At 63.9% G+C, this 12,883-nt stretch carries 10 protein-coding genes; 3 read left to right on the forward strand and 7 right to left on the reverse strand.

The features are described from left to right. Positions 1-341 precede the first annotated feature (341 nt). The 5 genes from GGQ67_RS20540 to GGQ67_RS20560 all read right to left on the reverse strand — a co-directional run bounded on the left by GGQ67_RS20540 (position 342) and on the right by GGQ67_RS20560 (position 6,325). Entirely contained in the window at positions 342-1,118 is a 777-nt protein-coding gene (locus tag GGQ67_RS20540; RefSeq protein ID WP_183901990.1) for a MetQ/NlpA family ABC transporter substrate-binding protein, read from the reverse strand. A 40-nt stretch (positions 1,119-1,158) separates the two neighbouring features. Beyond that, positions 1,159-1,827: a methionine ABC transporter permease gene (locus GGQ67_RS20545; protein WP_183901991.1), complete on the reverse strand. Its 669-nt coding sequence runs from the start codon at positions 1,825-1,827 to the stop codon at positions 1,159-1,161. After that, the gene (locus GGQ67_RS20550; RefSeq protein ID WP_183901992.1) at positions 1,817-2,848 is read right to left on the reverse strand and encodes a methionine ABC transporter ATP-binding protein; all 1,032 of its coding nucleotides are present in this window, start codon (positions 2,846-2,848) and stop codon (positions 1,817-1,819) included. The genes GGQ67_RS20545 and GGQ67_RS20550 overlap by 11 nt, the downstream gene beginning before the upstream one ends. Positions 2,849-3,213: 365 nt before the next feature. Further along, the gene (locus tag GGQ67_RS20555; RefSeq protein ID WP_183901993.1) at positions 3,214-4,605 is read right to left on the reverse strand and encodes a GH1 family beta-glucosidase; all 1,392 of its coding nucleotides are present in this window, start codon (positions 4,603-4,605) and stop codon (positions 3,214-3,216) included. Positions 4,606-4,723: 118 nt separating this feature from the next. After that, the gene (locus tag GGQ67_RS20560; protein ID WP_425503817.1) at positions 4,724-6,325 is read right to left on the reverse strand and encodes an ABC-F family ATP-binding cassette domain-containing protein; all 1,602 of its coding nucleotides are present in this window, start codon (positions 6,323-6,325) and stop codon (positions 4,724-4,726) included. Positions 6,326-6,748: 423 nt separating this feature from the next. Here GGQ67_RS20560 and GGQ67_RS20565 point away from each other — a divergent pair, with 423 nt between their 5' ends. Beyond that, positions 6,749-7,714, forward strand: a complete 966-nt coding sequence (locus GGQ67_RS20565; protein ID WP_183901995.1) for an acetylxylan esterase — start codon at positions 6,749-6,751, stop codon at positions 7,712-7,714. A 106-nt stretch (positions 7,715-7,820) separates the two neighbouring features. Next, positions 7,821-8,228 (forward strand): DoxX family protein, encoded by a 408-nt coding sequence (locus GGQ67_RS20570; protein WP_183901996.1) that lies wholly within the window; start codon positions 7,821-7,823, stop codon positions 8,226-8,228. A 106-nt stretch (positions 8,229-8,334) separates the two neighbouring features. On the opposite strand, the gene GGQ67_RS20575 is transcribed toward GGQ67_RS20570, so the two are convergent. Next, positions 8,335-9,522 carry a Gfo/Idh/MocA family protein gene (locus GGQ67_RS20575; protein WP_183901997.1) on the reverse strand — a complete coding sequence of 396 codons (1,188 nt, stop codon included), beginning with the start codon at positions 9,520-9,522 and terminating at the stop codon, positions 8,335-8,337. Between the two features lie 220 nt (positions 9,523-9,742). Beyond that, a complete protein-coding gene (locus GGQ67_RS20580; protein ID WP_183901998.1) occupies positions 9,743-10,795 on the reverse strand; it encodes a sugar phosphate isomerase/epimerase family protein in 1,053 nt (350 codons plus the stop codon). Positions 10,796-11,062: 267 nt separating this feature from the next. Between GGQ67_RS20580 and GGQ67_RS20585 the strand changes: the two genes are divergently transcribed. Beyond that, positions 11,063-12,853, forward strand: coding sequence for an adenylate/guanylate cyclase domain-containing protein (locus tag GGQ67_RS20585; RefSeq protein ID WP_183901999.1), 1,791 nt, complete (start codon positions 11,063-11,065; stop codon positions 12,851-12,853). Positions 12,854-12,883: the final 30 nt, after the last annotated feature.

Raw genomic sequence — 12,883 nt, forward strand, 5'->3', positions numbered from 1 at the left:
TCTCCCTGGCCGGAATACTGCCCACAAGCCTTCAAAAAACGGTTAAAACAACGCTTGAACGATTAAGCAAACCCTTATGGACAAGATCGTGCAAAACACCGAGAAAGCATTTAAATTTCAGATACATGGACATATTAAGCCATGCTTGTGAAAACGTCCGCCGCGAATATGCGCGCGTAATTTTGCAAGCGCGTTCAAAATATCGCCGCCATGAACGGCTGAATCTCGAAGAGCCGGCTTACGTCCATGGCGCCAGCTTGCGTCATCCCACGGGTCGCCACAACGAAAAAGCGGCCCGGCAGGACCGGACCGCTTCATCTCGGATCACGATAATTCAGGTCTTACCAGGACGGGATCAGCGCGCCCTTGAACTGTTCGTTGATGAACTTGCGGATGCTTTCGTCGTGGTAGGATTCGACCAGCGTCTTCGCCCACGGTGCGTCCTTGTCGGCGGTACGGACAACGATCACGTTGGCGTAAGGCGACTTTTCGCTCTCGATGGCGATGGCATCGGTCTTCGGGTGCAGGCCGGCTTCCATGGCATAGTTGGTGTTGATGACGGCGGCGTCGACGTCATCGAGCGAGCGCGGCAGCTGCGCGGCGTCGATTTCGGCGAAGTCGATCTTCTTCGGGTTCTCTATGATGTCGGCGACGGTGACCTTGACGCCAGGATTGTCCTTGAACTTGATCAGGCCCTTGGAGGCGAGAACGAGCAGCGCGCGGCCGCCATTGGTCGGGTCGTTCGGGATGGCGACGGTTGCGCCTTCCTTCAGCTCGTCGAGGCTCTTCACCTTCTTGGAATAGACGCCCATCGGGGTGGTGATCGTCGTGCCGATGCTGACGAGATCGAACTTGCGGTCGGCGATCTGGTTGTCGAGGTAGGGCTGGTGCTGGAACGAGTTGGCCTGGATATCGCCATCGTTGAGCGCCTGGTTCGGCACGACATAGTCGGAGAACTCGACGATCTCGATGTTGAGACCCTTGGTCTTGGCGATCTCGGCGACCTTTTCCATGATCTGCGCGTGCTCGCCGGGCGTGACGCCGACCTTGATGTTTTCGGCGAATGCCGAGCCGGCCGCGAAGGCGGCGATCGCGGCTGCGATGATGAACTTCTTCATGGGTGTCTCCTGTGTTGAATTATGGTTTGTTGTTAATGGATCAGTTTTTCCGGTTGCGCTTGTCGAAGCGCCGGGCAAGGCCGTCGCCGGCGCTTTGCACCACCTGCACCAGCACGATCAGCACCACGACGACGATCACCATCATCTCCGGGTTGAAGCGCTGGTAGCCGAAGCGGATGCCGAGGTCTCCAAGGCCGCCGCCGCCGACGGCGCCGACCATGGCGGAGTAGCCGATCAGGCTGACGATGGTCATGGTCAATGCCATCAGGATGCTCGGCCGCGCCTCGGGCAGCAGCACCTTGAGCACGATCTGGAACGGCGTGGCGCCCATGGCGCGGGCGGCCTCGATCAGCCCCTTGTCGATCTCGCGGATGGCGGATTCGACTAGGCGCGCGAAGAACGGGATGGTTGCGATCGTAAGCGGCACGATCGCGGCCCAGGTGCCGATCGACGTTCCCGTCAAAAGCCGCGTCAGCGGCACGATGGCGACCACGAGGATGATGAACGGCGTCGAGCGCGCGGCGTTGACGACCAGGCCGAGCACGCGGTTGGTCTTCGGCGCCGGAAAAAGCTCGCCCTTGCCCGAGGTGGCGAGGAACACGCCGATCGGCAGGCCAATGATCGAGCCGACGATGCCGGCGACGAACACCATCTGCAGCGTCTGCATCAGCGCCTTGGAGAGGAGGTTGAAGATCATATCAGGCGACATAACCGAGCACCTCCGTCTTGAGACCGGTTTCCGAATAGAAGCGATCGGCGCGAGCGATCACATCAGGATCGGCGGAATAGGACACGACGAGCGACCCGAAGGGCTCGCCCCCGATCTCCTCGATCGCGCCGGCAAGGATATTGACGTCGGAGCCGAGCTCGGCGACCAGCCGCCCGGTCAGGGGCTTGAAGGCGGTCTCGCCGAAGAACACCAGCCGCACCAGCGCCCGGTCGCCCACTGATGGCTGCGCCTTGATGCCTGAACGCAGCCATTCCGGCAGCTTCAGCGCCGAGGCGAGCAGCGTGCGCGTCGTCTGGTGCTTGGGATTCGTATAGACGTCGAAAGTCCGGCCGGCCTCGACGATGCGGCCGGCATCGATCACCGCGACGTGGCTGGCGATCGTCTTCACCACCTCCATCTCATGGGTGATGAGGAGAACGGTGAGGCCGAGTTCGGCATTGATGCGCTTCAGGAGCTCGAGGATCGACTGCGTCGTCTCCGGATCGAGCGCCGAGGTCGCCTCGTCGGAGAGCAGCAGCTTCGGATCGGTCGCCAGAGCGCGGGCGATGCCGACGCGCTGCTTCTGCCCGCCCGACAGCTCCGAGGGATAGTTGCCCTGCTTGTCGCCGAGACCGACGAGGTCGAGCAGCGGCCCGACCTTGGCGCGGATCGTCTTCTTGTCGACACCCGCGATCTCCAGCGGCAGCGCCACATTGTCGAAGGCGGTGCGCGAGGAAAGCAAGTTGAAGTGCTGGAAGATCATGCCGACCTGGCGGCGCAGGCCGCGAAGCCCCTCTTCGCTGAGCGCCCCAACATCCACGCCATCGACGAGCACCCTGCCCGAGGTTGCGCTCTCCAGCCCGTTGACCATGCGGATCAGCGTCGACTTTCCCGCGCCGGAGCGGCCGATGATGCCGGTGATGGCACCGCGCGCCACGGTGAGATCGACATTCTCGACCGCGGTGAACCCGCCCTCGCCATGAGGTCCGTAGCGCTTGCCGGCGCGCTCGAAGGCCACCATCGGGATAGCTCCCGCGGCGCCCTCCGGGCCCTGCCCGGAATGGCCGCCGGACGCGCCTGGGGCAGCGTCTTGTTTGGCCTGATGTTGGAGTGTCATGTCATGCTCGCAAGTGTTGGTCTTCAAAAACTGGCGGTTCTATAACCGCTATCGCACCGATTAGCCAATCGGGCGGCACATTCGAAGACAATCACGGATGCGGGACATGGATGCGGCTTTCGTGGCGGGCGTTCGGGAAAGGCGCTTTGCCTTTCCTGTTGCTGCAACTTATGCCGTCATCGGTTGAAACCGGACAGGGATGTTTTTTTGTTTGTGCGGTGCAGCAGGAAATAATCTACCTGCCGCATAGACAATTCGGCCGAATACGATCACGCGCTCTTGTGATTACCCTTGGGAAACTGCGCGGCGAGCTCCGAATACCACTTGCCGCTCTTCTTTACCGTGCGGACCTGGGTGTCGTAATCGACATGCACGAGGCCGAAGCGCATGCGATAACCCTCCGCCCATTCGAAATTGTCCATCAGGCTCCAGGCGAAATAGCCGCGCATCGGATAGCCGTCCTTGATGAGGTCGGCGACGACATCGAGGTGCTGGATATAATAATCGAGCCGCATCTTGTCCTCGACCGCGCCCGCGTCCATGCCGGTATTGTCGCAGGCGCCGTTCTCGGTGATGTAGCACTCCGGCAGGTCGTAGCGGCGGTAGAGATCCTCCAACACATGCTTCAGCGCCGGCGCATAGACCTCCCAGCCGATATCGGTCTTGACGTCGCTGACACGGGGCGCCTCGACCGTCCAGGGGAAATCGCCGCTCTTCTTGGGATCGTCGGCCACGCGCAGCGGCGTGTAATAGTTGAGCCCCCACCAGTCGAGCTTCTGGCTGATAACAGTAAGATCACCCTCCTCGACCACGGGCATGCGATCGCCGAGCGCCTCCAGGAACTCCTTCGGATATTCGCCCTTGAAGACGGGATCGAAGAAGGCGCCGTTGTGGAACTGGTGCGCCCGCTCGCCGGCGGCCCGGTCGGCGGCGCTCTCGGAACCCGGGATGACCGACATGGCGTTGAGCACCAGGCCGACAGGCACGTTCGGCGCTTGCGAGCGGATCGCCTCGACGCCGAGACCATGGGCGAGGTTCATATGGTGCATGGCGTGCAGTGCCGCCTGCATGTTGCGCTCGCCCGGCGCGTGGATGCCGTAGAGATGGCTGAGCCAGACGATGCACCACGGCTCGTTGAAGGTCGCGACGCTATCGAGACGATCGCCGAGACGCGCCATCACGGTCTTGGCGTAGCGCTGATAGGCATAGGCCGTCGACCGCGCCGTCCAGCCGCCGTCGCCGGCAAGCAATAGCGGCAGGTCCCAGTGGTAGAGCGTCGCGAAGGTCTTGATACCGCGTGCCTTGCAGCCATCGACGAGGCGATCGTAGAAATCGAGCCCCCTCTCGTTCACCGGCCCAGTACCATCAGGGATGATGCGCGGCCAGGCGATGGAGAAGCGGTAGGCCTCGACACCGAGCGACTGGATCAGATCGAGATCCTCGTCGAGACGGTTATAGTGATCGCAGGCGACGTCGCCATTGTCGCGATTGAAGACCCGGCCCGGCATGTTGCAGAAGGCATCCCAGATCGACGGCTTGCGCCCATCGGCCTTCGAAGCGCCCTCGATCTGGAAGGCGGCCGTCGCCACGCCAAAGGTGAAATCGCCGGGAAAGCGGGCGGCCAGGGCCTTGGCATCAATGGTTTTCGCGTCAATCGTCAAACTGAAATCCTCCAAACTCGGCCGGTTGGCTGCGTCGCGCTTCCGGCTGCTTTCTACTCTACGTATAGGTTTGAAATGTCAAATCTGTAACGTTACAGCTGAATACGACCGCGCACCCTCAAAGGACATCCTCGCCCGATGGCAGCAACAGCCGCCGCGTGATCCCGATCCGCTCGAGAAACACCGCATCGTGGCTGACGACGAGAAGCGCTCCGTCATAGGCGGCAAGGCCCGCCTCCACGGCGGCGATGGAATCGATATCGAGATGGTTGGTCGGCTCGTCGAGCACCAGCAGCGGCGGCGGCTCCGCTCCGCCCAGCACGCAGGCCAAGCCGGCGCGCAGCAATTGCCCGCCGCTCAGCGTCGAAACCTGCTGAAGGGCGGCATCGGCGCGGAACATGAACCGCGCCAGCGCCGCGCGGCAGGCATTCTCGTTCGCACCGGGATTGAGCCTGCGGAAATTCTCGGCGATCGACAGCGACCGGTCGAGCAGACTGACGCTCTGGTCGAAGACGGCAAGGTCCACGGGCACCGCGACCGTTCCCGCCCATGGCGCGATCCGCCCGGTGACGAGCGACAGCAGCGTCGTCTTGCCCGAACCGTTCGGCCCCTCGACCGCCACCCGCTCCGGCCCTGTGATCGCAAAGGAGAGATTGGTAATCACGGGCATATCCGCCTCATATCCGGCCGTCACGCCATCGAGCCGCAGCACTACCCGCGACGACGGCAGATGCGGTGACGCCAGCTTCGCGGAAAACGGCTGCAGGATCTCGATGCGCTCGCGCGCCGCACTGGCATCCTCCATCGCCTCCTCGCGCCGCTTCTCGCCGAGCCGGACCTTGTCTCCTTTCGTGTTTTCCGCTGCCCGCTTCAGGCCTCCGGCTGCGATGCGTGGCATATCGCCCCGCGCCGCCTTCTTGGCGCCGACTTTGTCGCTGCGCGCCTGCCGCTCGGCCGAAAGCTGCGCGCCGCGGGCGACATCCGCCACCCGCTTTTCGGCATCCGCGAGGTCGTGTTCGGCCGCCGCAAGCTCGACCGCCTTGCGTGCCTGAAACGCGCTCCAATTGCCGCCATAGCGCCTGGCGCCCAGCGTCGTCATCTCGACGATCGCATCCATCCGCTCCAGAAGCGCGCGATCGTGGCTGACGACAAGCGCGCCGCCCCGCCAGCTCTGAAGCAGTGCGATCACCGCCTCGCGGCCGTCGCGGTCGAGATTGTTCGTCGGCTCATCGAGGATGAGGAAATCCGGTTCGCCGAAGATCAGCGCCGCCAGCCCGACCCGCGTGCGCTGGCCGCCCGACAGCGAGGTGAGCGGCGTATCGGGTTCAGCCGCGAACCCCATACGATCAAGCGCATCGGCAAGCCGGGTCTCGAGCGTCCAGTCGGCGGCGGCGACCTCATCGGCCGAGGCCTCGCCGACAACCGCGCGCGCGACGATGTCGAGCGCCGTGCGGACGCCGAAGAGATCGGCCACCGTCTGTTCGGCTTCGACCTGCACCGCCTGGCGCAGCACGCCGAGACGCCCGCTGACCGCGACGCTGCCGGATTGCGGAGCGAGCTCACCCGTGATCAGCCTCAGAAGCGTCGTCTTGCCGACACCATTGCGACCGACCAGCCCGGCGCGCTCGGCCCCGAAGCTCAGATCGAGATTGGAAAAAAGCGGTCGCCCGTCAGGCGTGGACCACGAGAGATTGGAAAGGGTAATGGATGGCATGGACATGATTTCCCCGGATGGCAAGGCAAAGCGGCATTGCGATCGGGTTGAAATCCATGGTGCACCGTCCTGTTGGTATTGCGGATGGCTGCAATCTAGACAGGCGGTGGGGTGAAATCAAGGCGGGCGGGTGCAAAGGCCCCGCTACCGCTCATGGCAAGTCCCCTCCCAAGCCCATAACAAGTCCCCTCCCCAACCCCTCCCCACAAGGGGGAGGGGCTTGCCGGGCGCACGCTCTTCGCCAAACAGGAGCCTCTCAACAGCCGCTGATGGCATGACGTGGCACAGAGGGCGCAACGAGTTAGCCCCTCCCCCTTGTGGGGAGGGGTTGGGGAGGGGTCTTTGGGCAGGATGCGGAGGGGATTTTTCCACCAAGACAATAACGCACCCCGCCTTGCAATGCCCCCATTTCCACGAAACAACTTGCCCATGAGCATCCCCAAGACCCACCCCTTCCCCTTCGACCCCACCTACGGCATGACGCTCGACACGCTGCGCGCCATCGCTCCGCCCGAAGCCCCACCGGGCTTCGACGCCTTCTGGCGGAAGCGCTACGAACGGGCGATCGCCACCGATCCGCGGCCGCGCGTGCAAAGGAGCGCGCTGACCCATCCCGCCTGGCGCATTCTCGACATCACCTATGTCTCGACCGGTGATGTCGCGATCGGCGGCTGGCTGCTGTTGCCGCGCGGCGGGACGGTCAGGCGCGGCGTCATCGTCGGCCACGGCTATGGCGGCCGCGAGGCGCCGGATTTCGACCAGCCGGTGGAAGAGACGGCACTGCTCTTTCCCTGCTTTCGCGGCATGTCGCAGAGCCGGCACCCCTCTATTCCGCCGGATGCGCCGGGCCATGTGCTCCACGGCATCGACAGGCCCGACGACTATGTCATCGGCGGCTGCGTCGAGGATCTCTGGCTCGGCGTATCGACGCTGCTTGCGCTCTATCCCTGGCTGGATGGCCATATCGGCTATGTCGGCGCCAGCTTCGGCGGCGGCATCGGCGCGCTCGGCATTCCCTTCGATCCCCGAATAGCGAGGGGCCATCTCGTCGTCCCGACGTTCGGCGACCGCGCCAGCTGGCTGACGCTTCCCACCGTCGGCAGCGCCGATTCCGCCCAGGCTTACGCGAAAACACATGAAGGCGTGCTCGATCACCTCCGCCTCTTCGACGCCGCGACCGCCGCCATCCGCATCACCGTGCCGATGCTGGTCGCTCCCGCCCTCTTCGACCCCGCCGTCGCCCCGCCCTGCCAGTTCGCCGTCGCCAATGCCGTGCCGACATCCAGGGACAATGAAATCTTCGTCCTCGACGCCGGCCATTTCGACTATCCCGGCATGCTGGAACAGAACTACGCATTGCGCGAAAAGCTGCGGCGTTTCCTGCAGGCGTTGTAACGAGACGGCCAGCCCGTCGATAACGCCGATGTCAAAACTCGTGAATTGTTATTGTCCGGATCGTGGCGGAAGGCTTCGAGCAGTGTCCCCTGATGAAAGGTCAGCCATGTTCGCTTCGATCCACGCCCTGCAGCCGGCCTTGCTGAGCCTGCTGCGCATCGTTTCCTCGCTCGTGCTCTTCAGCTATGGCACACAGAAGATCCTGTATTTCCCGGCCGCCGAGCGCGTACCCGACGTCGGCTCGCTGCCGTGGATCGCCGGCGTGTTCGAGCTGGTCCTTGGCTTTCTCGTGCTGATCGGCTTTCAGACCCGCATCGCCGCCTTCGTTCTCTCCGGCGTCATGGCATCCGCCTATTTCATCGGCCATGCCTCGAAGAGCTTCTACCCCGCCCAGAACGGCGGCGTCGCCGCCATCCTCTTCTGCTTCATCTTCCTCTATATCTTCGCTGCTGGCGCCGGTCCTTACAGCCTCGATGCGATGCTGAAGCGCAAGCAGGGCGTTGCTGCGGCTTGATTAAAAGTAGGTGACGGAGCAAGTAGCCCCCTCACCCTACCCTCTCCCCGAGGGGAGAGGGGGAGCGAGCCGCTTGCCCCGAGGGGACCACTGGCTCTGAGAGAACTTACACCTTGACCCAGGCCCCATTGCGCTTCGACGACGCCACGCAGGCATCCACGAAGGCGACGCCCTTCACGCCGTCGTCGACCGTCGGGTAGACCACGGCCTTGTCGACCGCCTTGCCCTTCTTGTGCGCGTTGATGGCGTGCGCGGCTTCCGTGTAGATCGTCGCGAAGGCTTCGAGATAGCCTTCCGGATGACCGGATGGAATGCGCGAGACGCGGGCGGCGGCAGGACCGGAGCCGGCGCCGTTGCGGGTGATCAGGCGCTTCGGCTCGCCGAACGGCGTGAACCAGAGATAGTTCGGATCGGCCTGCACCCATTCCAGGCCACCCTTGGTGCCGTAGACGCGGACCTTCAGCCCGTTTTCGTGACCCGGCGCCACCTGGCTGCACCAGAGCATGCCCTTGGCCGGCTTTTCCGAGCCCTTGGCCTTGAAGCGCAGCATCACATGCGCGTTGTCGTCGAGACGGCGGCCTTCGACGAAGCTGTCGAGATCGGCGGCAAGACTGTCGAGCTCGAGGCCGGAAACGAAGGTGGCGAGGTTATAGGCATGCGTGCCGATATCGCCGGTGGAACCGCCGGCACCCGACTGCGCCGGGTCGGTGCGCCACACGGCCTGCTTGGCGCCCTGCTGCTCGACGGCCTCGGTCAGCCAGTCCTGCGGATATTCGGCCTGCACCAGGCGGATATCGCCGAGTTCGCCATTGGCGATCATCTCGCGCGCCTGGCGCACCATCGGATAGCCGGTGTAATTATGCGTGAGGATGAACAGCGCGCCGCTTTCGTCGGCGATTTTCTTCAGCTTCTTGGCATCGGCCAGGTTCGAGGTCAGCGGCTTGTCGCAGATGACATGGATGCCGCGACGCAGGAACTCCTTGGCGGCGTCGTAATGCACGTGGTTTGGCGTGACGATCGACACCGCCTCGATGCCGTTCTTCAGCTTCGCCTCGCGGATCGCCATCTCGCGATAGCTGGAATAGGTGCGGCTCGGATCGAGCCCGAGATCGGCGCCCGATGCCATCGCCTTTTCCGGCGTCGACGACAGCGCGCCCGCGATCAGCTCATATTGATCGTCGATGCGGGCAGCGATGCGGTGCACCGCTCCAATGAAAGCCCCGGCGCCACCGCCGACCATGCCGAGACGGATGCGCGGCTCGCGCGTGTGTTCCGTTGATGCTTCGATTGCCATGTGTTCCTCCAAGTTTGTGCTGTATTTGCGTGAAGTGGATTTAACGCTGTGCCGTGTGGCCCCCTCATCCGCCTGCCGGCACCTTCTCCCCGTTGGGGAGAAGAGACTCGGGGCGGGCCGCTCGCTCGACCTTCCCTTCTCTCCAACGGGGAGAAGGTGGCCCGAAGGGTCGGATGAGGGGGCCACACGGCACCACCTCTCCTACCAGACGAAACCCAGCTTAAATCCCCAGCATCCGCCGGTTGGCCGCCTGGTCCGTGCCGCTGCCGGCGAAGTCGTCGAAGGCCTTCTCCGTCACGCGGATGATGTGCGACTTGACGAACTCGGCACCCTCGCGCGCGCCGTCTTCCGGATGCTTCAGCGCGCATTCCCATTCGACCACGGCCCAGCCATCGAAATTGTTGGCCGTCATCTTCGAGAACACCGCCCCGAAATCGACCTGGCCGTCGCCGAGCGAGCGGAAGCGGCCGGCGCGTTCGACCCAGCCCTGGTAGCCGCCATAGACGCCCTGGCGGCCCGTCGGGTTGAACTCCGCATCCTTGACGTGGAACATCTTGATCCGGTCTTTGTAGATGTCGATGTTGTCGAGGTAATCCAGGCACTGCAGCACGTAGTGCGAGGGATCGTAGAGCATGTTGGCGCGCGGATGGTTCTTCACGCGCTCGAGAAACATCTCGAAGGTGACGCCGTCATGCAGGTCTTCGCCGGGATGGATCTCGTAGGCGATGTCGACACCGTTTTCGTCGGCGTGATCGAGGATCGGCGTCCAGCGCTTGGCGAGCTCGTCGAAGGCGGTCTCGACGAGGCCGGCCGGGCGCTGCGGCCAGGGGTAGATGAACGGCCAGGCGAGCGCGCCGGAGAAGGTCGCATGCGCCTTGATGCCGAGGTGCTTCGACGCCGTCAGCGCCATCTTCACCTGCTCGACAGCCCATTCCTGACGCGCTTTAGGATTGCCGCGCACCTCGGGTGCGGCGAAGCCATCGAAGGCTTCGTCATAGGCCGGATGCACGGCGACCAGCTGGCCCTGCAGGTGGGTGGAAAGCTCGGTGATCTCGACGCCGTTCTGGCGCGCCACGCCGGCAAGCTCGTCGCAATAATCCTTGGAAGACGCGGCCTTCTTCAAGTCGATCAGCTGGCCCGCCCAGGTCGGAACCTGCACGCCCTTGTAGCCGGTGTCGGCGGCCCACTTGGTGATTGCATCCCACGAGTTGAAAGGCGCGGCATCGCCCGCGAACTGCCCGAGGAACAAGCCTGGGCCCTTGATCGTTTTCATGTCAATTCCTCCCTAAAAGATGACCGTAAACGTTTCTGGATCAGTTTTAACACGCGATTCACACTCTGCAAGCCGATTTTGGCGAGAATGCAAATCTGCCCCGACGGACATCAATTCGAGGTGGCGACTAAACCATGTCGGGCACCCACCCGCAAGACGTACGTACCGCATTTCTTGGCGCCCGCGCCCCGCGCGGCCCCTTCCCGGCGCATCTTTGTGGACTTCCCGCCACCGCGTGCTACTCTGGGTCGACCAGGAGGGTGGTCGATGACGCGGCGGCTGGCGGCAATCTTGGATGCGGATGTTGTCGGCTTCTCCCGGCTGATGGGCCACGATGAAGCGGGAACCTTTGCCGCGCTGAAACACCACAACACCGAGATCGTCGTTCCCGCCATAAACAGGTATCGCGGACATGTCGTGAAATTCGTCGGAGACGGCACGCTGGCGGAATTTTCCAGCGTGATCGATGCGTTGCGTTGCGCGATGGAGATCCAGGAGGCCATTCTGGCGCTCAACCGGGAGGTGAAGCCCGACCGCCGGATGATCTGGCGTATCGGCATCCATGTCGGCGACGTCCTGACCGAGGATGGCGACATCTTCGGCGAGAGCGTCAACATCGCCGCGCGGCTGCAGGCATTGGCGCCGGCCGGCGGCATCTGCCTGTCGCAGCAGGTGCGCGACCAGATCGGCGCGGCGCTCGACTTCGAGGCCACCGACTTCGGCAACCGCAAACTGAAGAACATCGAGCATCCGGTGCGGGTGTGGCGCTGGTTTCCGCCCGGAAGGGAAACGGACGGCCCCGACGACGAGGGCCAGGACCAGGCGATGCCAACGCGGCCGCCGCAGCGCAGGCGTCCTTCCATCGCGGTGCTTCCGTTTGCCAACATGTCCAATATCGAGGGGCAGGAGCATTTTTCCGACGGCTTCACCGACGAGCTGATCGCGACCCTGGCGCGCTGTCGCTGGCTGCTCGTCGCCGCCCGCAATTCCTCCTTCAGCTTCAAGGGTCGCGCCGTCGATGCCCGCCGCGTCGCCGAGAATCTCGGCGTCAAATATGTACTCGAAGGCAGCGTCCGGCGCTCCGACACCCGCATCCGCATCACCGCGCAACTGCTGGATGGAAACGAGGGCACGCTGCTCTGGGCCGAACGCTACGACCGCATGCTCGCCGATATCTTCGACCTCCAGGACGAGATCGCCTCCGAGATCACGGGGACGATCGAGCCCGAATTGAGCGTCATCGAATTCGCGGCGCTTCGCGGCCGCTCGATCGTCGACATGACGGCCTGGGAGATCTACCTGAAGGGCCTCTGGCATCTCTACCGCTTCACGGTCGACGATTTGAACACGGCCAAGCATCTGTTCGAGCAGGCGATCTCCATCGATCCGAGCTTCGCGCAGGCGCAGGCGCGGCTGGCCTATGTCCATATCCAGCTCGGCTGGTACGGCTCTCTCGAGGAGCGCTCGGGTCGCATATGCGAGGCGATCGAGCTTGCCGAACGGGCGATCACGCTCGACGAGAAGGAGCCGGCCGCGCATCTGGCGCTCGGTCGCGCCCTGGCCCTCGATGGCGCGACACAGGCCGGCATCGCGCATCTGCGCCACGCCGCGAAACTCGATCACAGCTTTGCCCAGGCGCATTTCGCGCTCGGCCAGGCGCTCTGTTATGCCGACCGCCCCGAGGAAGGGATGGTCGAGATCCGGGAAGCCTTTCGGCTCAGTCCGCGCGATCCGCATCTCTGGACCTTTCACAGCATGATGGCCTTCGCCAACTACCAGATGGACAGGCTCGACGAGGCGGCCGACGCCGCGCGCGCATCGATGCGCTCGCCGAACGTCACCTTCTGGCCGGCGATGGCCCTGGCGGCGATCCTCGGACGGCAGGGCAAGATCAGGGAGGCGCGCCAGGCGATCGCCGATCTCTACGGCTTCCGCCCCGGCATGACCCTTGAGGATGCGAGGCGTGAATTCTACTTCGGCCTCAAGCCCGCGATGAGCGAAACCTTCATCGAGCGCTTTGTCGGCGACCTCGCCAAGGCAGGCTTGCTGCCAGAGTAAAGACGCCCGCCCTTTCGAGCGGGCGCCTCG

The organism is Rhizobium metallidurans, assembly GCF_014196505.1.
Taxonomy (GTDB): Bacteria; Pseudomonadota; Alphaproteobacteria; order Rhizobiales; family Rhizobiaceae; genus Rhizobium; species Rhizobium metallidurans.